The organism is Paracoccus nototheniae (assembly GCF_004335005.1).
Taxonomy (GTDB): Bacteria; Pseudomonadota; Alphaproteobacteria; order Rhodobacterales; family Rhodobacteraceae; genus Paracoccus; species Paracoccus nototheniae.
The window spans coordinates 1-23,946 of record NZ_RQRT01000036.1; the positions used below are offsets into that span (position 1 = coordinate 1).

A 23,946-nucleotide genomic window follows, 5' to 3' on the forward strand; every position below is an offset into this window, starting at 1 on the left:
CCGGCGGTCAGGTGGGTCACGCGGCTGCGATCGGCCAGAGTCACATTCAGCGCCGGGGCCACGACGCCTGCCAGCGTGCGGGCTGCCTGATCGCGGCTTTGGGCGCGCATCAGGCCCATCAGCGCCGACATGGTGGTGTCTTGCCGCGACAGGCCCGTCCAGCGCAGCGCCGCCACATGGCCGATGGGTGTCACATCGCCCAGACCCGGATCAAGGCCCGGAACGACCGGCCCGTTGGCCGTATCGCGAAGCGTGATGGTGCGGGCGGGGGCGTCCAGCACGCGGATCACCTCGGTCCGGGTCTGGAAGCGGGTCCAGCCCTGCACGCCGCGATAGCGGTCGGGATTGCCGGGCTGAACCTCTTCGATGGCGATGTCGGCATTGTCCAGATCCAGCGGCGTCACGCCCCATGACAGCCGGGGATTGCGTCCCGACAGGACCAGCGGCAGGCCGGGCACGGTGGCGCCGATCACGCCGCCGCCCTGCAATTGCAGCCGCGCCAGGTAGAACAGCGAGGGCACCGTCAGCCCGACATGCAGATCATTGGCCAGAAGCGACGCGTCCGCCGCGGTGCGCTGCGGCTCGGCGGCGAAGGCATTGCCGCCGATGGGCTGGCCGGGATCGAGAAAGGTGAAGGGATCGCGCAGGGCTGCCGGGTCCAGCCGCCGTTCGGGGGCGCCAAGCCGTGCGCCCGGGAACAGACTGTCATAGGCGGGCAGTTCGGCAGGCAGACCTGCGCGGGCCACGATCTGCGGCCCCTGATCCGGCCAGGCCAGCGACAGGCGGGCACGCAGGATCTCGTCCGCGGCGGCGCCCGAGCCGGTGGCGGCCAGCAGCTTGAGGATCGCCAGCGAATCGGTCGGTTGCCAAAAGGTGATCACATCGGGGAACAGGAAGAATTCGGGTGCGCCCCGGCCCATCGCATCGGCATTCACGATGCCGATCCATTGGTTCACGCCTGCGGCATAGGCGTCCATCGCGGAGCGGGTGTCCGCGTCCTGCGCGTCCAGCGAGGCGCGGGCGCTGCTGTAAAGGCCCAGCCTGCGGGCCAGATCGTCGGCGGCCACGGCGCGGGGGCCCTGCACCTCGGCCAGCCGCCCCTGGGCCGCGCGGCGCAGCAGGGTCATCTGGAACAGCCGGTCCTGCGCATGGGCAAGTCCAAGGGCAAAGAACACGTCCTCGTCGGACTGGCCGAAGATATGCGGCACATTCTCGGTCGAGCGGACGATCTCGACCGGCGCCGCGATGCCCTCCACCCGATAGCTGGCGGTGTAATCGGGCAGCGACCGGATGGCGAAATACCAGATCAGCCCCGCCGACAGCACCATCAGCACGATCAGGCCGATGGTCAGCCGCAGAAGCCAGCGAAACAAGATCAGCATGCGGGGCAGGTCCTCGGGCGGCGGGAGGGCGGCGGCGCGGGTTGACCCCGCAGCGCGTGGATGGTGGTGTGTTGCATAGGACAGCCGCGCGGCCAGTTCAACGCATCCGCGCCTGTGAAAAAACTGAGGGAGACTGATGTGGCCAAGACGGCATTTCTGGGACTGGGCGTGATGGGCTTTCCGATGGCCGGGCATCTGGCGGCGGCGGGCCATGAGGTGAGCGTCTATAACCGCAGCGCCGCCAAGGCGGAGGCTTGGGTGGCCAAGCATGGCGGCGCTGCCGCGCCGACCCCGCGCGAGGCGGCGGCGGGCGCGGATCTGGTCATGGCCTGCGTGGGCAATGACGACGATCTGCGGCAGGTCTGTCTGGGCGATGACGGGGCATTCGCGGGCATGTCGGCGGGTGCGGTCTTTGTCGATCACACCACCGTGTCCGCGGCGGTCACGCGCGAACTTGCCGAAATCGCGGCGGCGGCGGGCATCGCCTATGTCGATGCGCCGGTGTCCGGCGGGCAGGCGGGGGCCGAGGGCGGGCAATTATCCGTGATGTGCGGCGGCGAGGCTGCCGATTTCAACCGCGCCGCCCCGGTGATCGACGCTTATGCCAAGATCTGTCGCCGGATGGGGCCGGTGGGCGCGGGACAGATGACCAAGATGTGCAACCAGATCGCGATCGCGGGGTTGGTTCAGGCGCTGTCGGAATCGCTGGCATTCGCACAGAAGGCGGGGCTGGACGTGACCGATGTCGTCGAGGTGATCAGTCAGGGGGCGGCGGGAAGCTGGCAGATGGTCAACCGTCATGCCTCGATGGCCGATGGGACGTTCGGCCATGGATTTGCGGTCGATTGGATGCGCAAGGATCTGGCGATCTGCCTGAAGGCAGGGGATGAACTGGGCGCCGCCCTGCCGGTCACGGCCCTTGTGGATCAGTTCTACAAGGACATTCAGACGATGGGCGGGGGCCGGTGGGACACCTCGTCGCTGATCGCGCGGTTGACCCGATAGGGGCACCGCAAGGATAGGACGGCCTGTGCGGCGCGGCGACGCGCCTTCCCGCAGGTCTGCGTCCCGCGCGGAGTGCCGCGCGGGCGCGAAGCGGAAAGGAAGCAAGGCATGTCGGAACGCATCATTCGCGGCCAGATCGAATTCGAAATCACCGGCGTCAACGAACATGAGGCCGAGGGAGAGATGCTGATCGCCGAGGGCGTTGTGAACTCGCTTGGCTCGGTTCAGGCGGGGGCGCTGATCTGGTTCGCGGATGTCGTCGCCATGAGCCTTGTGCTGGGCGGCGAGCAGCCGCAGGAGGGGATGGACAATTTCCCCGTCGCCCTGACCCTGAACGCGCATCTGCTGGCCAATCGCCGCGAGGGGCATCTGGTGGCGCGGGCGCGGTGGGTGCTGCGGGGGCAGGCGATGTCCACCGTGCGCACCGAAGTCCGCGATGATGCGGGACAGCTGCTGCTGGATCTGACCTCGACCCATGTGAATATTCGCTGATCCGGGCGCGGTTCGGCGCGCTGATCGGGAAGGTGGTCTGCGGGTGGAGGGAAGGGGGCCGCCTGCCCCCCTCTTGGCCTGCGGCCAATTCACCCCCCGGGGATAGTGTCGCCAAGCTGAAGGGTCAGACGGCGCTGCACCGCGTCGATCACGAACAGCCGCAACGCGGTCGCCAGTCCCACATTTGGGGGGCGGGCATGGTCGATGCGGCCGATCAGCGTGCTGCGGGTGATGTCGAGAGCCATGGCCTCGACTGCCAAGGCCTTCCAGAACGGATCTTCGAGCGAGACCGAGGTGCGGTGGCCGTCGATCGTCACCGAACGCTTGAGCGGCGGGGTCATCGCCGGCAGATCAATCATCGCCATCCTGCGGTGTCTGGTGGGCATCGAGGATCCGGTCGGCGCGGCGGGCTTCGGCCAGCCTTGCGTCGCGCAGGGGTTTCGGTTCGCCGTGGCGGGCAGCGTTGGTATCGCCCTGCTGGCGTTTTTCGGTGCGGGCGCGCTGTTTGCGGGCCTGACGCAGGTTGATGATCCGGGTCATGGCGTGCTTTTTCCGGGGATGCCCTTGGGGGTTGCAGGCATTCTGGGCGCGGAACCGGAAAGTGGCAAGAGGGCGCAATGGACAGGCCGGAACCGGGACCGTCCTGTCAGCCGGGTTTGTCTTTCTGCCTGTGCGCTGGCGGCGCGGCCCATGCCGGGCGATCTGGTTTTCGCTATTACGGGTCGGGAGGCGGCGCGCCGGGGTGTCCGGCGCGCCGCCCTTGGACGTCAGCCTTTGGGGCTGATCATGTCTTCCGGGCGCACGACGCGGTCGAAGGTCTCGCCATCGACGAAGCCCAGGGCGATGGCCTCTTCGCGCAGCGTGGTGCCGTTCTTATGCGCCGTCTTGGCGACCTTGGTGGCGTTGTCATAGCCGATCGTGGGCGCCAGCGCGGTCACCAGCATCAGCGATTCGCGCATCAGCTGGTCGATGCGTTTGACGTTGGCCTGCGTGCCCACCACCATATTGTCGGTGAAGCTGCTGGCCGCGTCGCCCAGAAGCTGCATCGATTGCAGCACGTTATAGGACATCATCGGGTTATAGACGTTCAGCTCGAAATGGCCCTGCGATCCGGCAAAGCCCACGGCGGCGTCATTGCCCATGACATGCGCGCAGACCATGGTCAGCGCCTCGGCCTGGGTCGGGTTGACCTTGCCGGGCATGATCGACGATCCGGGTTCGTTTTCCGGCAGGATCAGCTCTCCCAGACCGGACCGGGGGCCCGATCCCAGCAGGCGCATGTCGTTGGCGATCTTGAACAGCGATCCCGCCACCGTCTTGAGCGCGCCCGAGAACATGACCATCGCGTCATGGGCGGCCAGCGCCTCGAACTTGTTGGGCGCGGTGACAAAGGGCAGGTCGGTGATCGTGGCGATTTCCGCCGCGATCGCCGTGTCCCAGCCCTTTTTGGTGTTCAGCCCGGTGCCGACGGCGGTGCCGCCCTGCGCCAGTTCATAGATGTCGGGCAGGCAGGCGCTCACCCGCTCGATCCCCTTGCGGACCTGATGGGCATAGCCGCCGAATTCCTGACCAAGCGTCAGCGGCGTCGCATCCTGCGTATGGGTGCGGCCGATCTTGATGATATCCTTGAACTCGGCCGATTTCGCCTCGAGCGCGGTGGCCAGCTTGTCCAGACCGGGCAGCAGAACGTCCCGGGCCTGCATGGCGATGCCCACATGCATCGCGGTCGGGAAGGTATCGTTGGACGACTGGCCCATATTACAGTGATCGTTGGGGTGGACGGGCTTCTTGGACCCCAGCTGGCCACCCATGATCTCGATCGCGCGGTTCGAGATGACCTCGTTGGCATTCATGTTCGATTGCGTGCCCGATCCGGTCTGCCAGACGACCAGCGGGAAGTTGTCGTCGAACTTGCCCTGAAACACCTCGGTCGCGGCCTGTTCCATCGCATTCGCCAGATCCCCGGGCAGATCGCCGGTGGCGCGGTTCACGCGGGCGGCGGCCAGCTTGATCGCACCAAGCGCGCGGATGATCGGGACCGGCTGGCGTTCCCATCCGATGGGAAAGTTGATGATGGAACGCTGAGTCTGCGCGCCCCAGTATTTGGAGGCGTCAACCTCCAGCGGGCCGAAGCTGTCGGTTTCGGTGCGGGTCATGGTCATCGGGTCGCTCCCTCACGGTTTCGTGGGGGTTGTAGCGGTCGGGGCGGCAATAGGCAATTCGCATACCATGGTATGCTGGCGCAAACAGGCGCAGCCCTAGCCGTCCAGCGCCCGCATGGCGGCACGCAGGCTGGGGGTCAGGCTTTCCGGCAGGGGCAGGATCGGGCGGGGTGGCTGCGCATCGGTCAGGTCCATCAGTCGGGCGCAGGCATGGACCACGCGCAGGCTGCCATGGGCCTGAAACAGATCCCACATCGGGCGAAAGCGGGCCTGCCAGCGTCCGGTCTCAGAGCGGTCGCCCGATCCGGCCGCGCAGGACAGGGTCAGCGTCTGGTCGGGCCACAGGCCCGCCGCGACGCTGAACCAGCCATCCGCGTGGTTCAGCAGCGCATCGGGACAGCCCCAGTCCCCGCTGTATCCGATGATGAAGCCCTGGGGCAGATCGGCGCGCAGCTCCGCCAACTGGTTCGTGAAATCGCCGTTTGCCGGCAGGGGCATCTTGACCGCCGTGACCGTGGGCAGGCGGGCCAGACGCGCCAGCAGCGCGTTCGAAAAGGTGAAATGCGTGGTCGAGGGGTTGTTGTAGATGCAGATCGGCAGATCGGATGCGTCCGCCACGGTCTGAAAATGGTGAAACACCTCGTCTTCCGTCAGCGGCGTATAGGACATGGGCGCCAGCAGCAGCCCCGCCGCGCCCGCATCCGCCGCATGCCGCGCCAGTCCGGCCGAGAGGTCGCTGCGCAACGACCCCACGCCCGCGATCACCGGCACGCGACCGCCTGCAGCCTCCAGGGCGGTTTCCACGACCGTGCGGCGCTGATGGGCGTCCAGATAGGCATAGCCCCCCGTCGATCCCAGCACGCCGATGCTGTCCACGCCTGCCCGCGCCAGACGCAGGATCAGGCGGCGAAGATCGGCGGTCAGGGGCTGGCCCTGTTCGTCGGTGGGGGTGATCGGAAAGGCCGACAGGCCGCGCATGGTCATCGCGGGTTATTTCCGCCAGCGGTCCAGACGCACGACCTCGCCGCCGCCCGAGGGGGGCTTGTCGTCGCCGTCATCGGGAACATCCAGCTGGAATTCGGCGTCGGCCTCGGCATCCTCGTCGTCATCATCCTCGTCGCTGTCCTGCGTCTCGAATCGCAGGCCGAATTCGACCGAGGGGTCCACGAAGGTGCGCAGCGCGTCAAAGGGGATCTTCAGCGGCTCGGGCTGGTTGCCAAAGTTCAGGGTGATGGTGAAATGGTCGGGCTGGATGGTCAGGTTGTCGAACCAGTGCTGGATGACGATGGTCATTTCCTCGGGATAGCGGTCGCGCAGCCATGCGGCCATCTCGACCCCTTCGTCACGGGTGTCGAAGGTGATGAAGAAATGATGTTCGCCCGGCAGCCCGTCGGCGGCGACCTTGCGCAGCACCTCGGCGATCAGCCCCTGCATCGCGCGATGCATCATTCCGCCGTAATCCAGACCCTGCCGCGCCATGCCGTCCCCTTTCCTGTCCCCGTCCAAGCATAGGCATATGACCGGCGATGAAAAGGGGGGCAAGGGGGCAGGGCCGGGATTAGGCCGCGCATCCCCCTTGCCGGTCAGGCGGCGCGGTCCAGAAGCGCCCGCCGCAGGGCGCGCAGGTCGGCGGCCATGGTCGCCGCCGGTTTCGGCCCGAACCATTCCAGAGTGCCCTGCGCATCACGGGGCAGGGCGGGCAGGATCGCGCCGTAATCCAGCGCGCCCGCCATCAGCGGGCACATGCCGTCGCGCCGGCCCTGCGGGTCATGGACATTGGTGGGGTCAAAGACCGACAGGCGGTCGCGGGCGGTGACGGATTTCAGATGGACATGATCGACATGGCCCGCCAGCCGGGCAAGTGCCGCCACGGGGTCGGCACCCGATTCCCAGACATGCAGCACGTCGAAATTGATCCCCACCGCGGGGTGATCCAGCGCGTCCAGCAGATCCAGCGTCGCGGGCAGGCTGTCGGCCAGCGTGCCGGGATGGGTCTCGATGGCGATTGTCACACCCAGATCGCGGGCCATGTCGGCCACGCCGGACAGATCGCGCAGGATTGCCCGGCGCCCGTCGGGGTCCGCATCGGCGCTGCCGGTCGCGCCTGCGAACAGCCGCAGCCGCGGCGCGCCCCAGTCACGGGTCAGCGCCAGCAGGGCCGCAGCCTCGGTGCGCTGAAAGGCAGGCGTGCCAACCGGCAGATAGCCCGCCAGCATCGGCACCGCCGGGCGCTGCGGCAGGGCCGCCCATTCGGCGGTCAGCGCGCGGGCATGGGGGGCCCAGATCTCCAGCCCGTCAAAGCCCTCGCGCAAGGTATAGCGGGCCAGATCCCGGGCGCTGACCGTCAGATGCCGGAAGGCGACCGAGGCGGCGTTGATCCTCATGCGCCCGCGCCCTGCCAGCGGTCGAACCATTGCGCCAGCGTCGCCTTGATGCCGCGTTCCAGCGTGGCCAGCCGGTCCAGATCCTGCAACGCCTGCATCAGATCGCAGCCGTCGCCCGTGCGGGCAAAGGCCACGGCCCGCAGATGGACGGCGTTCAGCCCGCCATGCAGCGCGGCGATCCGGTCGCAGCATTCCTCGAACGCGTCATGATCCGCGCCCTCGATATCGCCAAGGATCGCCAGCGCATGTTCATAGGCGTATTTGCGGATGGCGATGACCGGCAGTTCGCGCAAGGCCGGTTCCAGATCGGCGCGCGGCAGGTCCGCGACATGGGCCTGAAGGATGCGCCGGATGCCGTCGATCAGCGGCGTGGCCTGCGGGTCGAAGGTCGCGTGATACATCCGGGCGATGGCATCCGGCGTTGCCGGATGGGCCAAGGCGCTGTCAAAGGCAAAGCCACCCGCAACGGTGGGTCGCAGAAAGGCCGCGCGCAGATCGCTGGCGGGCAAAGGCCCCTCCCACCGGAAATCGGGATCGCGCATCAGCCATGTGTCGGGATCGGCGGTGGGTTCCAGCAGGGCGTAATGGGGAAAGGGGTCTTGCGCGAACTTGTTGTCGCGCTGCGGCAGCAGGGCCATGTCGATCATCGGCATGACATATTGCCCCGGCCGCCACCCGGCCAGCAGCGCGTGAAGATGATCCAGATTGACCGCCTTGGGGGCTGCATCGTCATACCAGCGCGTGACCTGCAGCCCGAACAGCTGTTCCGCCCAATGCAGGTAGAAGCCATGATCGATATCCGGCGCGTGATAGGACAGGCGCATCCGGTCGTCGATGATCACCTGCCCGTCCCACAGGCCCAGATACAGGGGCCGGTGGTCGATCCCGCCGCGATCCTTCAGCGCCTGACACAGGCAGCTGACGACGCAATGGACCTTGATGTCGATGGGGTCTTCGTCGTCGGTCTTCGCCGGGGTGACGCCCGCCAGAGCCTCGGCCAGTTGTTGCACCGTCAGGCCGGGCGCGCGGTCGAACGTATCCTCGGCCATGGCGATGCCCTGTTCGTCCAGATGCAGCATCAGCGTCATCAGCGCGGTGGAATCAAGACCAAGGTCATGGCCCAAGCGCGCTGCGGGACCAAAGGCCGCCATGCGGGGATTGGCCATCGGTCCGGCAAGGATCGCGCGCAGGCAGGCCATCGCGGCCTCGGGCGTCGGGATGGGGCGGGGATCGGTCATCGGGCGGCCTCTTTCTGGTCCGGCAGGGGGGATGCAGCGGGGCTGGTTTCGGATAGCGTTGCGGGGGGCAGCAGGGTGGTGGCCAGATCGCGCCGCGCGATCTTGCCATTGGCGCCGCGCGGCAGAGAGGGCAGGCGGATCAGCCGCGCCGGGCGCTGGCGCGCGGACAGGCGGGCGGTCAGATGGGCGTCCAGATCGGCCTCGGACACGTCGCCCGCATAGGCCAGCGCGGGACGCTGATGGGCGACAGGATCGGGGATGGCAAAGGCAACCGCATCGGCGATGCCCGGCAGGGACAGGGCCACGGCCTCGATCTGCGCGGGATAGACGTTCAGGCCCGCCACATCGATCACCTCGGCCCCGCGCCCGGCAAAGATCAGATGCCCGCGCGCGTCGATCACGCCCAGATCGCCGGTCTGGACCGGCGCGCCCGCGCCATGGACCACGATGGCGTCGGGCGTGTCGGTTCCGGCGGTCAGGCGGATATGGGGCAGGGGCGCGCCCATATCCTCGGGGGTGCGGGGATCGGGGGCGATGGACAGGCATCCCACCTCGGAACAGCCATATTGCTGGAAGAGATGCCCGGCAGCGGCCCGGATCGCGTCGAACCATGGCTGCGGCAGCACGGTCCCCGAGGACATGGCCGCGTGCAGGCCACCCATGCCCCCCTTGCGGGGACCAGCCAGCCGGGCCAGCACATGCAGCAGCGGGGGGGCGGCATAGATCAGCGGGTCGGGGATCTGCGCCAGCCTGCGCAGGATCGCGCGCGGATTGGCGCCGTCCAGCACCACCGGCACATGGCCGCGCGCTTGGGCCACCAGCACCCCCGCGATCAGCCCATAGGAATGGGTGACCGGCGCTGCGATCACCGGGGTCATGCCTGCTGCCTGAGGGAAGGCGCGCAGATAGGCGTCGATCTCGGTCTGGATGGCGGCCCAACTGCGGGCAATGATCTTGGGCGCGCCGGTGGTGCCGGAACTGGTCTGGATCAGCACCCCGCCCGGCGCGTGGGGCGCGTCCTGCCCCAGATCCTGCAGCCCTCCTTTCGTCAGCATCAGGTTGCAGCCCGCCCGCCGGGCCAGATCGCGGGCCTGCTGGGCCGGAACCTCGGGGTGGATCGGATGGCACGAGGCCCCCGCTGCCCGCAGCCGCAGGATCTGTGACAGGCAGGCGGCGCTGTCGGGCAGATGCAGCGCGATGCGGGTCCGGTCGGGATCGCGCCCGGCCATCAGGTCGGGCACTTCTGGGGCAAAGGGATCGACGGTGACATCGTTCAGCCGGAAGATCGCGGACATGGCAGGGCCTTTCAGCGGATTGGGAACAAGATGGGTCGCGTCATGGCCCAGCAGCCGCGCGGCAAGGCTTTCGGCGGGAAACAGGGGCGCGTCGGTGGGATGGGGCGCGATGGTGGGCAGGGCGGCGCGGGCCAGTTGCCAGAAGGCGGGCTCGGGCATCAGGCCGGTGTCGTGCAGCAGATCGGCCAGATCGGACAGGACATGGGTGATCAGGCAATCCATCACCAGATCGCGCAGATCCGCCGACCCCGCCATGCGGTGATAGGTGCCGGGCGGGGCCTGATCGATGTCAGGCTCGATCGCGCCCAGATCGGGGGCCAGATCGGGCCGGGCCAGCAGGCGTGGCACATATTCCAGACTTTCGCTGAAATCGCGCGCCACAAGGCCGGTGGGCCAGCCGTCGTCATGGGTGATCAGCAGGTTCTGGCCATGCGCCTCCAGCGCGATGGCGTGATGGGTCATCAGATGCCAGACCGGCCGCAGCACCGCCAGCAACTGGCCGACCCATGCCCGCGTGCCATGCCGGGCCAGCCAGTCGGCGATCAGGGGCCGGCCGTCCGGTTCGCGCAGGCCAAGCGCCGACAGCGGCACGGCGCCGACGGGCGGCGGATTGCGCCGGATCGCGGCCAGCCTGCCGCCAAGCGCCCCGCGTGCGACGATCACCGCGCCATGTTCGGGCAGGATCGCCAGCCCCGCCAGCGCCGGATCGCTGGCCACCACCCGGCCCAGCCAGTCCGAGATCGCGGGCGCCACCGCCACCGACCACGGCACCAGATCGCGCCGGGACGAGGTCACGCCCACCCCAAGCGACAGTTTCAGATGATCGCCGCCGTCCCGCGCCGCCAGCGTCCGCAAGGATGCGGTGGCCTGCATCGCCGGACCCTCGTTGGTCAGGGGCGCCAGCCGCCCCTCGGCCAGCAGCGCGCGGACCGTGGGGTCGGCCTGCATCTGTCGCCATTGCCAGGGATGGACGGGGATCGCGCCGGGCGGCGCCCAGCCTGCAGCAGGATCGCTGCCTGTCCGCGTCACCAGCGCCGGATCGACATGCAGCCACAGGGGCCGGATCGTGGCCGCGCCCTCGGAGCCGAAGGCGGCGTTGTCGGCGTCGGAAAACCCGGTGCGGGCCTTGAAGCCGGGGTGATAGGGGTGCCCTTCGATCAGCGCGGCCTCCAGCGCCAGATCGGTCAGGCGCAGGCGGTTCGCCGCGACCGGACCTGCCGCGCGCAGGAACCGCGCGCTGCGCCGCATGGCGCGCAGCAGGGTCTGCGGGTCATGGCCCGCCGCCGCCAGCCCCCGGCCAAGCGCGCCGATGGTGACCGGGCGGCCCTGATCGTCGCAGGGATTACCAAGCAGTCGGACGCGACCGCTGGCCTGCAGGCGGTGGGGCGCGCGGATCGCCAGCCCGCCGATGATCCAGCCGCCCCGGACGGGGTGCAGGATGCCCTCGAAGGCCAGCGCCTCGATCGTCTGGCGCAGGGCGCGGGTTTCGGGGCGGCTCTCAGGCGACATGGCGCAGGGCCTTGTGGGCGATGAGGGCTGGCAGGGGATTGGGCACGCGGATCATCGGCGCGCGTTCGTCGGGCATCAGCAGTTCATCGACGCCGCCCAGCTGTGTCAGCAGGTTGCCCTTGGCGGGCAGATGCGGCTGCGACAGCCAGCGCCCGGCCAAAGCACCCCCATGCCCCGGCAGCCGCGACAGGCCCGCCAGATGCACGGCCAGCGCGCGCAAAGCCCGATCCTCGGGCCACAGCCCGTCCAGCGCCATGCGGTGAATGACGCCGAAGACCTGATTGACGATCAGGCTGTAGGCCAGCGCATCCTCGGCATCGGCACGGGGATAGACCAGTTGGGGAATGGCGCGCAGGGCGTCGTCGGCCCTGTCATCGGCGACATAAAAGCCCTGATTGTCGCGGATGTCGCAGCGGCTTGGCAGGCCAAGGGTCAGGTCCAGCAGGGCGTTCTGCTGATGCGCCTCGACCGCGATGCCGGTCGCATCGTAGAGGCGCAGCAGCGGCGCCACCGCGCAATCCAGATAGGCGTCGAACCATGCGGCGGGATCATGCCCCGCCATCACCTGCGCCAGCAGCGAGCTGCGGCCCGGCAGCGGTTCCGCCACAAGACCCGCGACCTGCAGCACCCGGCCCCCCCGTGCGCCGCGATATGGGTTCTGGCGCAGGATCACCTCCAACCCCGATTCGGGGCGGTCGGGCAGGGCCAGCGTCATCCAATGCGGATCGCCGATCAGCCGCAGCGGCCCGAACCGTCCCGCCAGCCCTTGTGTGCGTGCCGACATGGCAGCCCCCGCCAGCAATTCGTGCCGCTTGTTCACCCGCTGCGAATTGGTGATCGTGACCGGCAGCGAGGCCTTGATCTGCCACGGGCTGTCGCCCCGCCACAGCGTGCGCACGGATGAGGTCGCCCACCAACCCGGGCCGACCGGACCCAGATCGCGGATCGCGCCCCGGTCCAGCAATTCGGCGATCTGCGGATCGCGCCGCGCCCGGTCCCAGGTCAGCGGATGGGCGGGCAGCAGCGCCCGGCCCGGTCCGGGGTCGATATCCATCCCCGGCAGGGCGCGCGCCAGATCCGGCGCAGTCGCCTGCAGCATCTGCAGCGGCACCGACAGCGCGTGAAGGCGCAGCGCGCCACGCCAGTCGGGGGTCATCGCCCGTTCCTCGGGCAGGGTCATGCCGGACAGGGTCTTGGGGCAGGGATGCATCCAATGGCCAAAGATCACCGCCTGTTCGGCGGTCAGGAAATCGTCGGAGGGCTGGCGTTCGGCCTGACGCGCGGCGACCAGCGTGGCGATCCGGGCGCGGCTGGCGCGGGTCTTGCGGGCCAGCGCCTTGCCTTGGGCGCCATGATCGCGCCCCAGCTGCCGCAAGATCATCTCCAGCGCCTCCGCCGCGCTGATCGCGCGGCTGCCCGGAGGGCCGTTCCATGTCAGCGCCCCAAGCGGCGGCAGGCCCGAGGCCATCGCCATGGCCACATCGATGCGGATGGCGCCGCCTTCGACCAGCAGATGGTCCAGCCGGGCGCCCAGTTCCCGCTGCTGACAGATCAGCAGGGCGCGCAGGCTGGCCAGCGCGGCCACGGCATCGGGATCGGTTTCTGCAGCGGGGTCGGGCCTTGGGGACGGGGTCGGGCAGGGGGGGACGGACAGGGTCATCAACGCCTCGGGTCGCGGCCCGACAGGGGCCGATGTGAGCAAGAGGCTGGCAGATGCTGGCTAAACGGGCATATGATTCTTTATCAAAAGAGTCAACTTAGAGCACGTGGTAAATGGAAAACCATGCGGAAAGCCGCTGACGATCATCGTCATCGTTTCGCAAGTCTTTGACATGGGGGGATTAGGTGCAGGATTCTGTTGCCAGGCTCCTGCGGGCCCCGCCTTACGCTGCTAGGCGCAAGGGCTTAGGTTTCGATCTCTCGAACTGCTTACGCAGCCAGAGCGATCGGAGCACGGTTGTCGTTGGCAACTGTACAATTTGCACCGATATCGGTAGTAGCTCACCGAGACAAAGCATAACCCCTTTAGACGTTCGTCGATCCTGTTTCGACCCCATTGTCCCCCAACGAGGGTGATCTGGTGGAGTCGCCGGGTACCGCCCCCGGGTCCGATCCGCTTATTACGAGCGCGTTTATGTCCATAGTCCGGATTGCTCCGGACCCCTTAGATATAGGCCATCGCGACCGCCGCCGCAAGATGGGGTGGCAGCCCGATCACGGGACCGACAGCGCGCGGAACCACCGGCGCGGCTGCCGGGTTTGGACCCCAGATCAAGACCAAGCCAGATCAAGACCAAGCCAGATCAAGACCAAGAAGGAGAAACCGATGTTCCTGCGCAGCCTGACTGCCGCCGCCCTGATCGTGACCCCCGCCGCCGTGATGGCGCAGGACGCGATGCGCGGTGCACCCCCCGCCGATGCGATGCCCCTGTCCGAGATCGTCGCCGGGATCGAGACCGATCTGGCCGCCGAACTGGGCTATATCGAGGACGTGCAATGGGATGATGACGGCTATTACGAGGTCGAATACCGCACTCAGGATAACCGCGAGGTCGAGATGCGCGTCGATCCGGTCACCGGCGACACCATCGCCCGCTGATCCGCGATCACCGGATGTCGAATATCAAACGGGCGGCGCAAAAAGCGCCGCCCGTTCTGCATGGGAAAGGGGGCATCGCCAACCCCTTCGCATTATGGCATCGCCCGGCGGGCGATCAGGTTTCGTCGGCGATCTGACGACGGGCCTCGGTCGTCAGGGCGGCCATCTGGGCGCGGATCGTCGCGGCATCGGCATGGCCCACCAGATCGGCCTCGACCTTGCGGAACACGTCTTCCTCGCCCGGTTCGTCGAAATCGGCGCTGACGACCGACATGGCATAGCTGCGCGCCTCGTCGCCGGTCTTGCCCAGCAGGTCTGCGGCCCATTCGCCCAGCAGGCGGTTGCGCCGTGCCTCGGCCTTGAAGCGCAGGTCGGCATCATGGGCGAATTTGCTTTCGAAGGCGCGTTCGCGGTCGTTGAAGGTGGACATGGATCACTCCTGACTGTCTTGTGTCCCTGATATGCCCATCGGGGCCTCTCGTCGCAAGCCTCGTATTGCCCCCGGGTGGCATTCTGCGCTAAGCGGCATCTTCAGGGATACGCGAAAGGACGGTGGGGCCATGGCACCGCGGCGCAAGAAGGTTTACGAAGGCAAGGCAAAGATCCTGTACGAAGGGACCGAGCCGGGCACGCTGATCCAGTATTTCAAGGATGATGCCACCGCCTTCAACGCGCAGAAACGCGCCACGATCGAAGGCAAGGGCGTGCTGAACAATCGTCTGTCCGAGTTCTTCATGAACGGGCTGACGAATATCGGCGTGCCGAACCACTTCATCCGCCGCATCAACATGCGCGAGCAGCTGATCCGTCAGGTCGAGATCATCCCGCTGGAAGTGATCGTGCGCAATTTTGCCGCAGGCTCTCTGTCCAAGCGGCTGGGTCTGGAAGAAGGCACGCTGCTGCCCCGTCCGATCGTCGAATACAGCTATAAGAACGACGAGCTGGGCGATCCGATGGTCTCCGAGGAATATGTGATCGCCTTTGGTTGGGCGACGCAGCAGGATCTGGATGACATCATCAGTCTGGCGCTGCGTGTGAACGATTTCCTGTCGGGGGTCTTTTATGGCGCGGGAATCAAGCTGATCGATTTCAAGATCGAGATCGGCCGGGTCTGGGACAATGATTTCATGCGCCTGATCGTGGCCGATGAGATCAGCCCGGACAGCTGCCGGTTGTGGGACGTCAAGACCGGCCAAAAGCTGGACAAGGACGTCTTCCGCCGCGACCTGGGCAATCTGACCGATGCCTATACCGAGGTCGCCCGCCGTCTTGGCCTGATGCCCGCCAATACGACCAGCCTGAAACCGACCGCGATCAACTGAAAGGACGCCTCATCATGAAAGCACGTGTCACCATCATGCTGAAGGACGGCGTTCTGGACCCGCAGGGCGAGGCGATCCGCCACGCCTTGGGCGGTCTGGGCCACAAGGACGTGTCGGGCGTGCGTCAGGGCAAGCTGATCGAACTGGACCTGACCGCCACCGACCCTGACACGGCCCGCGCCGAGGTCGAGGCGATGTGCAAGGGCCTGCTGGCCAACACCGTGATCGAGAAATATTCGATCGAGATTGCGTAAGCTTTCACCTGACGTTGCGGCAACCTGCGCTTATCGGCAGGTTGCCTGCTGCACCCCGTTGCAAAACGGGACGGTTTCACGCCCAATATGCGGATGACGAACGTGACCTCATCCCCTGCCGATCCCGCCGCCCCGGTCATCCAGATCACCGGGTTGCACAAGGCCTATGGCCAGCTCGAGGTGCTGAAGGGCGTCTCGATGACCGCGCCGCGCGGGCATGTGATCAGCCTGATCGGTTCGTCCGGGTCCGGCAAATCCACCCTTCTGCGCTGCTGCAACCTGCTGGAAAACAGCCAGGCGGGCGATATCCTGTTCGAGAACGAGGCCGTGCGCTGGAAGGGGCAGGGCCAGAACCGCGCGCCTGCCGACCGCGCGCAGGTCACCCGGTTCCGCACCAACCTGTCGATGGTCTTTCAGCAGTTCAACCTGTGGGCGCACATGACCATCCTGCAGAACGTGATGGAGGCCCCCGTGACCGTGTTGGGCGAGGATCGCGGACTGGTCGAGGCCCGGGCCCGCGATCTTCTGGCCAAGGTCGGCATCGGTGACAAGGCCGATGCCTGGCCTGCGCAGCTGTCGGGTGGCCAGCAACAGCGTGCGGCCATCGCCCGCGCGCTGTGCATGGAACCGAAAGCGCTGCTGTTTGACGAACCCACCAGCGCGCTGGACCCCGAATTGCAGCAAGAGGTCGTGCGCGTGATCAAGGATCTGGCGGGCGAACATCGCACGATGATCCTTGTGACCCATGACATGCGGCTGGCCGCCGATGTCAGCGATCATGTCGTGTTCCTGCATCAGGGCGTGATCTGCGAAGAAGGCCCGCCGTCGCAGCTGTTCGGGAACCCGCAGACCGACCGTCTGCGCGGATTTCTGTCCGCCTCGATGGCCCAATAAAAAACCCAACAGGAGAAGATATCCATGAAATCCCTGACCATTGCCGCCGCCGCGCTGGCGCTGACCGCAGGACTGGCGCCGCTGGCGTCGCTGGCCCAGACCACCGTGCGGATGGGCACCGAGGGTGCCTATGCCCCCTATAATTTCATCGACGACGCCACCGGCGAGGTCACCGGCTTCGAGATCGAGCTGGGCAACGCGCTGTGCGAACGCGCCGGTCTGGAATGCACCTGGGTCCGCAATGACTGGGATTCGATCATCCCCAATCTGGTCTCGTCGAACTATGACACGATCATGGCGGGCATGAACATCAACGCCGAACGGCAGGCGGTCATCGCCTTCACCCAGCCTTACACGCCTGCGACGCCCTCGGCCTATGCCGCCCTGTCGGCGGATGTGGATGTCGAAAGCGCCATCGTCGCGGCACAGACCTCGACCATCCAGTCGGGCCATGTGGCCGAAACCGGCGCGACGCTGCTGGAATTCCCCAATCCCGACCAGACCATCGCCGCCGTCCGCAATGGCGAGGCCGATGCCGTGCTGGCCGACCGCGACTTCCTGGCCCCCATCGTCGAGGAATCCGGCGGAGAGCTGGTCTGGGTCGAGGGCATGGATCAGGTCGTTCTGGGCGAGGGCATCGGCATGGGCCTGCGCCAGTCCGACACGGAATTGCTGGAAACCTTTGACGCGCAGATCACCGCGATGAAGGAAGACGGCAGCCTGAACGAGCTGATCGTCAAATGGTTCGGCGAGGATGCGCTGATCTTCGAATGATCTGACCTGCCGCTGCGGGTCTGTCCCGCGGCGGCCCTCGCGGGGCCTTCCATGTTTGCATATTGCACCGATCCATCCCTGCTCGAAGGGCTTGCCTGGCTGTCATGCTATCTGACGTCGGGGACGCATCTTCTGTTCTATGCCAGCTTCGGGACGGTGCTGATGCTGCTGGCGGTGACGGCGCCCATCGCCTTGCTGTTCGGATTCGGCGGCGCGATGGCGTCGCGGTCCCGGGTGGCGGCGCTGCGCTGGTTCGGGGGGCTTTACACCTCGATGGTGCGGGGCATTCCCGACATCATCTTTTTCCTGTTCGTGCCCATCGCGCTGGATCAGGCCTTCGAATGGCTGCGCCATCAGGTGCTGTGCCATACGGACGCGCCGGTCCGTCAGGGCAATGATTTCGTGGTCTGCGCGGCGGCCAAGCTGCCGCTGAACACCGCCGCGCCGTGGGTCCACGATGCCTATGGCCTGTTTCTGGCGGTCATCGCCTTTTCCGTGGTCTTTGGCGCCTTTGCCGCCAATGTTCTGTCGGGCGCCATGAATGCCGTGCCCCGCGCGCAGCTGGAAACGGCCGAGGCCTATGGCATGACCACAGCGCAGGTGAACCGGCGCGTGCTGATCCCGCAGATGTGGACCTATGCCCTGCCGGGGCTGTCGAACCTGTGGATGATCCTGATCAAGGCGACGCCGTTGCTGTTCCTGCTGGGGGTCGAGGATATCGTCTATTGGGCGCGCGAACTGGGTGGGTCCAAGACCAGCGCCTTTACCTATCCCCACCCCGACTGGCGGCTGTATTACTTTCTGGCGATCCTGGTCTTTTATCTGGGCATGACCTGGATCTCGGGCCGGGTGCTGGGCCGGGTGACGCAACGGCTGTCGCGGGGCCAGGCGACAATGGGCGGCGATGCGGCCCGCGCCGGGGTGACGGCATGAGCTGCGTCCAGACGATCATGGATTACGGCCTGCGGTCGCTTGGCATCGGCGAACGCCTGCTGCCGCGTGCCGATTACACCCTGTGCCAACAGGCGACGCTGATCGGCTCGGGGCTGATCTGGAACCTGTATTTCGCCTTTGTCGCTCTGTCCGTGGGCTTCGTGATCGCCACCGCGCTGGCCCTGGCCAAGACCAGCCCGAATGCGTGGCTGCGCAAGCCCGCAGATGCGTTCATCTTTGTCTTCCGGGGCAGCCCGTTGTTCATCCAGTTCTTCATCGCCTATGAATCGCTGGTGCTGCTGCCGCGCGCCGGGATCGATCTGTTCGGCCTGACCGTGCAGACCAGCTGGCTGACGCGGGCCTGGGCCGGGGCGCTGATCGTGCTGATCCTGAACACCGCCGCCTATAGCGCGCAGATCTTTCACGGCGCCCTGATGTCGGTGCCGCGTGGCGAGGTCGAGGCCGCCGATGCCTATGGCCTGACCGGCTGGAAGCGGTTTCGCCGGGTGATCTGGCCCACTATGCTGCGTCTGGCATGGCCCAGCTATACCAACGAGGCGATCTTTCTGTTCCACGCCACGACGCTGGTCTATTTCTCGGGCTTTCCGGCGTTCCAGCAAAAGGGCGACGCGCTGTATTACGCCAGTTATTTCGCCGACCGCACCTTCAACCCCTTCGTGGCCTATCCCATTGCGGCGGCTTATTTTGTCGCGGCGACCTTGGCTTTGATCTGGATATTCGGCAGGGTGAACCGGCGGCTGAACCGCCATCTTCCGGGCGCGGCCCGCCGCATCCGCTATCGCCCCTTATTGATGAGATAATCCATGGAATGGCTGCGCGAACATCCCGAGGTCAAGACGATCCGCATGGCGGCCGCCGACCTGAACGGCGTCGCGCGGGGCAAGCGGATGCCGGCGCGCTATGCCGGCAAGCTGCTGGAGGAAGGGACCAAGTTTCCCTATTCCGTCCTCAATCTGGACATCTGGGGCGAGGATGTCGAGGACAGCCCGCTGGTGTTTGAATCCGGCGACCCGGACGGATTGCTGCTGCCGACCGAGCGGGGCTTTCTGCCCATGCCCTGGCTGGATGCACCCACGGGCCTGCTGCCTTTGTGGATGTTTCACCCCGACGGCACCCCTTATGACGGCGATCCGCGTCAGGCGCTGGCGCGGGTGGCCGAACGCTATGTCGCTGCCGGGCTGACGCCTGTGGTCGCGACCGAGCTGGAATTTTTCCTGATCGACGACAGCGGCAAGACCCTGCGCGTGCCGCCCAGCCCCAAATCCGGCAAGCGCCGCACCGGGGGCGAGGTCTTGTCCCTGCGCGCGCTGGATGCGTTCGACCAGTTCTTTACCGCGCTCTATGACGCCTGCGAGACGATGGACATCCCCGCCGACACCGCCATCTCCGAGGCCGGGCCGGGCCAGTTCGAAATCAACCTGATGCATCAGGCCGATCCGCTGAAGGCCGCCGATGACACATGGCTGTTCAAGATGCTGGTCAAGGGCATCGCCCGGTCCTATGGCTTTGCTGCCAGCTTCATGGCCAAACCGTACGAGATGTTCGCGGGCAACGGAATGCACATGCATTTCTCGATCCTCGACCGCGACGGCGTGAACATCTTTGACAATGGCGGGGAAGAGGGGACGCAGGCCCTGCGCCATGCCGTGGCGGGCTGTCTGCGCGCCATGCCCGGATCGACGCTGCTGTTTGCCCCGCATGAGAACAGCTATGACCGGCTGGTCCCGAATGCCCATGCCCCCACAGGCATCGGTTGGGCCTATGAGAACCGGACGGCGGCGATCCGCATCCCGTCGTCGAACCCCAAGGCGCGGCGGATCGAACATCGCGTGGCGGGGGGCGACGTGAACCCCTATCTGACCATCGCCGCCATTCTGGGCGCCGCCCTGATCGGCATCGAGGAGGGGCTGGAGGCGCCCTCCCCCTTCAAGGGCAATGCCTATGACAAACAGCTGGCACAGCTGCCCGGCGATTGGGGCGCGGCGATCGAGGCGTTCGATCAATGCCCCGACATCCGCCGCATCCTGCCCGCCCATCTGGTCGACAACTATCTGATGACCAAGCGGCAGGAGCTGCATTACATGGCCGAACTGTCGGACGAGGAAACGGTCGAGCTGTATCTGGACACGGTCTGAGGCACTTGCGGTCAAAGCGGGGCTGACTGGCTGAGCGAAGAGGTCTGGCGCGGCCCTAGGGGGCGGCGTCGCGGGCGATGTGGTCGCGGGCGACCGACATGGATTTCAGGATCGCATGGGCCTGATCGCCGGGTTGCAATTGCAGCTGATCGGCGGCGCGCCGCGTGATGCGGGCCAGCAGCGTGTCGGACCCCACAGCCAGCCGGACCATCACCGCCGGGCCTTCGCCCGGGCGCTGGTCGATCACCTGCACGGGCAGGATGTTCTGCGCCGACAACCCCTCGGGCCGGGCGCGCGACAGGATCACGTCATGCGCCATGATCCGCACCCGCAACCCCGTGCCCGGTGCCGCATCGACAAAGGGCAGCCACAGCGTGCCGGTGGCGGTGGTCAGTTCCGTCATCCCGTCATCGTGGTGGCGCCGCACGGTGGCGTGCAGCATCGCCGCCGCCTCGCGCAGGCCGACCGCGCGCAGGGCCGCCGGGTCGGACAGCACGGCGGCGGTGGGCCCTTGGGCGACCATCCGGCCCTTGTCGATCACCACCATCCGGTCGGCCAGCGCCTGCGCCTCGGTCATGTCATGGGTGACCAGCACGACCGGCATGGCCAGATGGGCGCGCAGCGACAGGATCTGCGCGTGCAGCCCCGCGCGCGTGGCGCGGTCCACGGCCGAGAACGGCTCGTCCAGCAACAGCGCCTGCGGGCGCCGGGCCAGCGCCCGGGCGATCGCCACGCGCTGTTGCTGGCCGCCCGACAGTTGCGCGGGGCGGCGGTCGGCCAGACCGCCCAGTTCCACCAGATTCAGCAGCCGCAGCGCCTCGGGCCGCCTTTGGGCGCGGGGCAGATCGCCCATGGCGCAGGCGACGTTCTGCGCCGCCGTCAGATGCGGGAAGAGGGCATAGGATTGAAACACCACGCCCACCCGCCGAAGGTCGGGCGACAAGGCCACCCCGGTCTGCGTGTCCAGCCAGACCGCACCGCCCGCCACCACCCGCGCGTTTGCCGGGCGCCACAGCCCGGCGATGGTGCGCAGAAGGGTCGTCTTGCCCGACCCGGACGGCCCGACCAGCGCCATGAGCTGCCCCGGCTCGACCCGGAAGGCCAGATCCAGCGGAATCGCACCCTTGTCGCGGGCCATCACCTGCAGCGCCATCAGCCCAGCCTCCGCCCGATGCGGGCAGACAGCAGAGTCGTCGCCATGATCGCCGCCAGCGAGACGCCCACCAGCGTCGCCGACATGATCGCCGCCCCCCGGTCGTCAAAGCCCTGGACGCGGTCATAGATGGCGATGGCAATGGTCTTGGTCTCTCCGGGGATGGACCCGCCGACCATCAGCACGATGCCGAATTCGCCAAGCGTATGGGCAAAGGTCAGGACCAGCGCGGTCAGCACGCCGGGCCATGCCAGCGGCAGCTCGATCCGCCACAACCGGCGCAGGGGCGACATGCCGCAGCAGGCGGCGGCCTCTCGCAGATCGGGGGCCACGGCCTCGAACCCGCGTTGCGCGGGCTGGATGGCAAAGGGCAGATTGAAGATGACCGAGGCCAGAACCAGCCCCGGAAAGCTGAAGACCAGCTGCCCGCCAAAGACCTGGCCCCATGCCTGCCCAAGCGGAGAGCCGCCGCCAAAGGCCGTCAGCAGGTAAAAGCCAAAGACCGTGGGCGGCAGGACAAGGGGCAGCATGATCAGCGCCTCGACCAGCCTTTTGCCGGGAAAGCGGTGATAGGCCAGCGCCCGCCCGGCCAGAATGGACACCGGCAGCAGGATCGCCACGGTCCATCCGGCAAGGCGCAGCGACAGGGCAAGGGCGGTCCAGTCCATCCCCTAATCCTGCGGCAGATCAAAGCCGTAACGCTGCATGACCGCGCGCGCCTCGGGGCCCTGCAGATAGGCATAGAAGGCCTGCGCGACCGGGCCTGCACCCTGCAGCAGCACCATCCGCTGGCGCAGCGGCTGGTGCATGTCCTGGGGGATCAGCGCGACATCGCCCCGCCCGGCCAGTTCGGGGGCCAAGGCCAGCGACAGGGCGATGATCCCGCCCGAGGCCTCGCCCGACAAGGCGAATTGCGCCGCCTGACTGACATTTTCGCCAAGGACCAGCGTGGGGGAAATCGCATCCCACAAGCCGCGCGCCATCAGCGCCTCGCGGGCGCGCAGACCATAGGGGGCGTGGTCGGGATTGGCGATGGCAAAGCGGGTGATCCCGCCCGCCCGCAGCATCGCCGCCAAATGGTCCATCTGCGGATCCGGCGTCAGATCCCCGCCCTTGGGGGCGATCAGGACGATGCGGCCAAGCGCGTAAAGATCGCCCGCGTCTTGGGTCAAGCCATCCGCATGCAGATCGGCCACAAAGGATTCGTCGGCGGCCAGAAAGATCTGGAAGGGCGCCCCCGCCCGGATCTGGCGCGCGAAATTTCCGGTCGAGCCAAAGGTCAGCCGCACGCGCATCCCGGTCTGATCGGTGAAATCCCCGGCGATCCGGGTCAGCGCGAATTGCAGATCCGAGGCCGCAGCGACCACCGGGGCATCCTGCTGCGCCTGTGCCAGATGCGGCAACAGCAGACCGGCCAGCGATGTGGCCAGCATCAGGCGGCGGGACAGGGCGGGCATGGCAGGCTCCGGGTTGCACGGTCCGGGCTATATCAGGCCAGCGGGGCAGAGGTTTCAAGCGTTATTTCCGCCGGGAAATAACGCCCGGCAGGGCGGCCTTTGGACCCGTCCGCGATGATAGGAATGCCACAGGCGTCAGCTTGTCGGTGTAAATTCACCCTGCGCTCTTCCGATAGTTGAGGGAACTGATCTAGACTGTTCACTTAACAACCTGCAGGAGTGGGTGAATGCGTTGGTACCGTCGCAGCTGTGACACCGTCCGCAAGGCTGTCGTCACCGTGGGACTGATCGGGGCCGCGGTCACGCTGCAGGCTTGCGCCATCGATCCGCAAAGCCTGCTGACCACGCCCGCGCAGTTGCAGCAGCGCACCCCCTTTACCGCCGTCGCGCCCCAGCAGGCGTGGATCAACGCGCCGGGCGTGGTGATGGTGATGCAGCGCGGGTTGCGGGGCGAATCCGAACAGCGCGTGGCCTTGGACAACCGGACCACGGTGCCGGGGGAAAACCTGCTGATCCTGCGCGCGCAGGATTTGGGCGGCCGGGCTGCGCGCCTGAACTTCGAGGCGCTTCTGCGCCGGATCGGCGGGGCGCCCGCGCCCTTTGCCACGGTCAGAGCCGGCGATCTGACCGCCGACGAGGACGAGATCGGCCCCTATTTCTGGACCGAGCAGCGGTTCGGCGACGATGTCGTCTGCGTGCTGGGCCTGCGCCGGGTCACCTCGTCGCAGCGTCTGCTGCCGGGCAATGCGACGGTGATGGACATCGTGCTGCGCAACTGCGTGCAGGGCAGTGCCCAAGATGCCCTTGCGCCGCTGTTCAGCGGCAGCATCACCGCGCCGCCCGTCACCGGTGCGGTGCTGGGTGAAACCCGCGTGCTGTCGCCCCTTGCCGCCCCCATGGTCCGCTAAAGGCCGCCCCCTTGCACAAGGCCCTCTTC

Annotated in this window: 25 protein-coding genes and 1 other RNA gene; 11 read left to right on the forward strand and 15 right to left on the reverse strand. The window is 67.1% G+C overall.

Annotated features, from left to right (window positions below):
- On the reverse strand, positions 1-1,382 hold a 1,382-nt coding region (locus tag EG885_RS13370), incomplete at its 3' end, for a penicillin acylase family protein (RefSeq protein WP_131575384.1).
- 138 nt (positions 1,383-1,520) lie between these two features.
- Between EG885_RS13370 and EG885_RS13375 the strand changes: the two genes are divergently transcribed.
- Entirely contained in the window at positions 1,521-2,387 is an 867-nt protein-coding gene (locus EG885_RS13375; protein ID WP_131575386.1) for an NAD(P)-dependent oxidoreductase, read from the forward strand.
- A 108-nt stretch (positions 2,388-2,495) separates the two neighbouring features.
- Entirely contained in the window at positions 2,496-2,879 is a 384-nt protein-coding gene (locus tag EG885_RS13380) for a PaaI family thioesterase (RefSeq protein WP_131575388.1), read from the forward strand.
- 89 nt (positions 2,880-2,968) lie between these two features.
- Here EG885_RS13380 and EG885_RS13385 read toward each other — a convergent pair whose 3' ends face one another.
- The 10 genes from EG885_RS13385 to ssrA all read right to left on the reverse strand — a co-directional run bounded on the left by EG885_RS13385 (position 2,969) and on the right by ssrA (position 13,667).
- Positions 2,969-3,238: a ribbon-helix-helix domain-containing protein gene (locus tag EG885_RS13385; RefSeq protein ID WP_131575390.1), complete on the reverse strand. Its 270-nt coding sequence runs from the start codon at positions 3,236-3,238 to the stop codon at positions 2,969-2,971.
- Positions 3,231-3,419, reverse strand: coding sequence for a DUF4169 family protein (locus tag EG885_RS13390; protein WP_131575392.1), 189 nt, complete (start codon positions 3,417-3,419; stop codon positions 3,231-3,233). The genes EG885_RS13385 and EG885_RS13390 overlap by 8 nt, the downstream gene beginning before the upstream one ends.
- 227 nt (positions 3,420-3,646) lie before the next feature.
- A complete protein-coding gene (gene fumC / locus EG885_RS13395; RefSeq protein WP_131575394.1) occupies positions 3,647-5,041 on the reverse strand; it encodes a class II fumarate hydratase in 1,395 nt (464 codons plus the stop codon).
- 96 nt (positions 5,042-5,137) lie between these two features.
- Positions 5,138-6,025 (reverse strand): dihydrodipicolinate synthase family protein, encoded by an 888-nt coding sequence (locus EG885_RS13400; protein ID WP_131575396.1) that lies wholly within the window; start codon positions 6,023-6,025, stop codon positions 5,138-5,140.
- A gap of 6 nt (positions 6,026-6,031) precedes the next feature.
- The gene (locus EG885_RS13405; RefSeq protein WP_131575398.1) at positions 6,032-6,520 is read right to left on the reverse strand and encodes an SspB family protein; all 489 of its coding nucleotides are present in this window, start codon (positions 6,518-6,520) and stop codon (positions 6,032-6,034) included.
- Positions 6,521-6,624: 104 nt separating this feature from the next.
- On the reverse strand, positions 6,625-7,425 hold the full coding sequence (locus EG885_RS13410; RefSeq protein WP_165571136.1) for a sugar phosphate isomerase/epimerase family protein: 801 nt from the start codon (positions 7,423-7,425) through the stop codon (positions 6,625-6,627).
- Positions 7,422-8,663 carry a DUF6005 family protein gene (locus EG885_RS22740; RefSeq protein WP_165571137.1) on the reverse strand — a complete coding sequence of 414 codons (1,242 nt, stop codon included), beginning with the start codon at positions 8,661-8,663 and terminating at the stop codon, positions 7,422-7,424. The genes EG885_RS13410 and EG885_RS22740 overlap by 4 nt, the downstream gene beginning before the upstream one ends.
- Complete coding sequence (locus EG885_RS13415; RefSeq protein ID WP_131575402.1) at positions 8,660-11,467, reverse strand: IucA/IucC family protein; 2,808 nt, start codon at positions 11,465-11,467, stop codon at positions 8,660-8,662. Before EG885_RS13415 ends, EG885_RS22740 begins: the two co-directional genes overlap by 4 nt.
- Complete coding sequence (locus tag EG885_RS13420) at positions 11,457-13,127, reverse strand: IucA/IucC family protein (protein WP_131575404.1); 1,671 nt, start codon at positions 13,125-13,127, stop codon at positions 11,457-11,459. Before EG885_RS13420 ends, EG885_RS13415 begins: the two co-directional genes overlap by 11 nt.
- Before the next feature lie 184 nt (positions 13,128-13,311).
- Positions 13,312-13,667: a transfer-messenger RNA gene (ssrA, locus tag EG885_RS13425) on the reverse strand.
- A 126-nt stretch (positions 13,668-13,793) separates the two neighbouring features.
- Between ssrA and EG885_RS13430 the strand changes: the two genes are divergently transcribed.
- Positions 13,794-14,066 (forward strand): PepSY domain-containing protein, encoded by a 273-nt coding sequence (locus tag EG885_RS13430; RefSeq protein WP_131575407.1) that lies wholly within the window; start codon positions 13,794-13,796, stop codon positions 14,064-14,066.
- Between the two features lie 115 nt (positions 14,067-14,181).
- Here the strand turns inward: EG885_RS13430 and EG885_RS13435 are convergent, their stop codons facing one another.
- On the reverse strand, positions 14,182-14,496 hold the full coding sequence (locus tag EG885_RS13435; RefSeq protein ID WP_131575409.1) for a DUF1476 domain-containing protein: 315 nt from the start codon (positions 14,494-14,496) through the stop codon (positions 14,182-14,184).
- 130 nt (positions 14,497-14,626) lie between these two features.
- On the opposite strand from EG885_RS13435, the gene purC reads away from it, so the two are divergent.
- The 7 genes from purC (at position 14,627) to EG885_RS13470 (ending at position 20,399) form a co-directional block, all read left to right on the forward strand.
- Positions 14,627-15,388, forward strand: coding sequence for a phosphoribosylaminoimidazolesuccinocarboxamide synthase (purC, locus tag EG885_RS13440; protein ID WP_131575411.1), 762 nt, complete (start codon positions 14,627-14,629; stop codon positions 15,386-15,388).
- A 14-nt stretch (positions 15,389-15,402) separates the two neighbouring features.
- Positions 15,403-15,642, forward strand: coding sequence for a phosphoribosylformylglycinamidine synthase subunit PurS (gene purS / locus EG885_RS13445; protein ID WP_131575413.1), 240 nt, complete (start codon positions 15,403-15,405; stop codon positions 15,640-15,642).
- Positions 15,643-15,744: 102 nt separating this feature from the next.
- On the forward strand, positions 15,745-16,536 hold the full coding sequence (locus tag EG885_RS13450) for an ABC transporter ATP-binding protein (protein WP_242679652.1): 792 nt from the start codon (positions 15,745-15,747) through the stop codon (positions 16,534-16,536).
- A gap of 24 nt (positions 16,537-16,560) precedes the next feature.
- Positions 16,561-17,310 (forward strand): transporter substrate-binding domain-containing protein, encoded by a 750-nt coding sequence (locus EG885_RS13455; protein WP_131575417.1) that lies wholly within the window; start codon positions 16,561-16,563, stop codon positions 17,308-17,310.
- Between the two features lie 51 nt (positions 17,311-17,361).
- A complete protein-coding gene (locus EG885_RS13460) occupies positions 17,362-18,243 on the forward strand; it encodes an ABC transporter permease (protein ID WP_131575419.1) in 882 nt (293 codons plus the stop codon).
- Complete coding sequence (locus EG885_RS13465; RefSeq protein ID WP_131575421.1) at positions 18,240-19,064, forward strand: ABC transporter permease; 825 nt, start codon at positions 18,240-18,242, stop codon at positions 19,062-19,064. The genes EG885_RS13460 and EG885_RS13465 overlap by 4 nt, the downstream gene beginning before the upstream one ends.
- 3 nt (positions 19,065-19,067) lie before the next feature.
- Complete coding sequence (locus EG885_RS13470) at positions 19,068-20,399, forward strand: glutamine synthetase family protein (RefSeq protein ID WP_131575423.1); 1,332 nt, start codon at positions 19,068-19,070, stop codon at positions 20,397-20,399.
- A 55-nt stretch (positions 20,400-20,454) separates the two neighbouring features.
- Here EG885_RS13470 and modC read toward each other — a convergent pair whose 3' ends face one another.
- From modC to modA, 3 genes are read right to left on the reverse strand one after another with little or no spacing between them, the layout of a single operon-like run.
- Positions 20,455-21,552: a molybdenum ABC transporter ATP-binding protein gene (gene modC, locus EG885_RS13475; RefSeq protein WP_131575425.1), complete on the reverse strand. Its 1,098-nt coding sequence runs from the start codon at positions 21,550-21,552 to the stop codon at positions 20,455-20,457.
- A complete protein-coding gene (gene modB, locus EG885_RS13480) occupies positions 21,552-22,220 on the reverse strand; it encodes a molybdate ABC transporter permease subunit (RefSeq protein ID WP_131575427.1) in 669 nt (222 codons plus the stop codon). The genes modC and modB overlap by 1 nt, the downstream gene beginning before the upstream one ends.
- A gap of 3 nt (positions 22,221-22,223) precedes the next feature.
- Complete coding sequence (gene modA / locus EG885_RS13485) at positions 22,224-23,009, reverse strand: molybdate ABC transporter substrate-binding protein (protein WP_131575429.1); 786 nt, start codon at positions 23,007-23,009, stop codon at positions 22,224-22,226.
- Positions 23,010-23,236: 227 nt separating this feature from the next.
- On the opposite strand from modA, the gene EG885_RS13490 reads away from it, so the two are divergent.
- Positions 23,237-23,917 (forward strand): hypothetical protein, encoded by a 681-nt coding sequence (locus EG885_RS13490; RefSeq protein ID WP_131575431.1) that lies wholly within the window; start codon positions 23,237-23,239, stop codon positions 23,915-23,917.
- The last annotated feature ends 29 nt before the right edge of the window (positions 23,918-23,946 follow it).

Coding starts and splice junctions, on each gene's coding strand:
- EG885_RS13380 (WP_131575388.1), top strand. CDS start 2,496: ATGTCGGAACGCATCATTCGCGGCCAGATCGAATTCGAAATCACCGGC.
- EG885_RS13385 (WP_131575390.1), bottom strand. CDS start 3,238: ATGATTGATCTGCCGGCGATGACCCCGCCGCTCAAGCGTTCGGTGACG.
- EG885_RS13390 (WP_131575392.1), bottom strand. CDS start 3,419: ATGACCCGGATCATCAACCTGCGTCAGGCCCGCAAACAGCGCGCCCGC.
- fumC (WP_131575394.1), bottom strand. CDS start 5,041: ATGACCATGACCCGCACCGAAACCGACAGCTTCGGCCCGCTGGAGGTT.
- EG885_RS13400 (WP_131575396.1), bottom strand. CDS start 6,025: ATGACCATGCGCGGCCTGTCGGCCTTTCCGATCACCCCCACCGACGAA.
- EG885_RS13405 (WP_131575398.1), bottom strand. CDS start 6,520: ATGGCGCGGCAGGGTCTGGATTACGGCGGAATGATGCATCGCGCGATG.
- EG885_RS13410 (WP_165571136.1), bottom strand. CDS start 7,425: ATGAGGATCAACGCCGCCTCGGTCGCCTTCCGGCATCTGACGGTCAGC.
- EG885_RS22740 (WP_165571137.1), bottom strand. CDS start 8,663: ATGACCGATCCCCGCCCCATCCCGACGCCCGAGGCCGCGATGGCCTGC.
- EG885_RS13415 (WP_131575402.1), bottom strand. CDS start 11,467: ATGTCGCCTGAGAGCCGCCCCGAAACCCGCGCCCTGCGCCAGACGATC.
- EG885_RS13420 (WP_131575404.1), bottom strand. CDS start 13,127: ATGACCCTGTCCGTCCCCCCCTGCCCGACCCCGTCCCCAAGGCCCGAC.
- EG885_RS13430 (WP_131575407.1), top strand. CDS start 13,794: ATGTTCCTGCGCAGCCTGACTGCCGCCGCCCTGATCGTGACCCCCGCC.
- EG885_RS13435 (WP_131575409.1), bottom strand. CDS start 14,496: ATGTCCACCTTCAACGACCGCGAACGCGCCTTCGAAAGCAAATTCGCC.
- purC (WP_131575411.1), top strand. CDS start 14,627: ATGGCACCGCGGCGCAAGAAGGTTTACGAAGGCAAGGCAAAGATCCTG.
- purS (WP_131575413.1), top strand. CDS start 15,403: ATGAAAGCACGTGTCACCATCATGCTGAAGGACGGCGTTCTGGACCCG.
- EG885_RS13455 (WP_131575417.1), top strand. CDS start 16,561: ATGAAATCCCTGACCATTGCCGCCGCCGCGCTGGCGCTGACCGCAGGA.
- EG885_RS13460 (WP_131575419.1), top strand. CDS start 17,362: ATGTTTGCATATTGCACCGATCCATCCCTGCTCGAAGGGCTTGCCTGG.
- EG885_RS13465 (WP_131575421.1), top strand. CDS start 18,240: ATGAGCTGCGTCCAGACGATCATGGATTACGGCCTGCGGTCGCTTGGC.
- EG885_RS13470 (WP_131575423.1), top strand. CDS start 19,068: ATGGAATGGCTGCGCGAACATCCCGAGGTCAAGACGATCCGCATGGCG.
- modC (WP_131575425.1), bottom strand. CDS start 21,552: ATGGCGCTGCAGGTGATGGCCCGCGACAAGGGTGCGATTCCGCTGGAT.
- modB (WP_131575427.1), bottom strand. CDS start 22,220: ATGGACTGGACCGCCCTTGCCCTGTCGCTGCGCCTTGCCGGATGGACC.
- modA (WP_131575429.1), bottom strand. CDS start 23,009: ATGCCCGCCCTGTCCCGCCGCCTGATGCTGGCCACATCGCTGGCCGGT.
- EG885_RS13490 (WP_131575431.1), top strand. CDS start 23,237: ATGCGTTGGTACCGTCGCAGCTGTGACACCGTCCGCAAGGCTGTCGTC.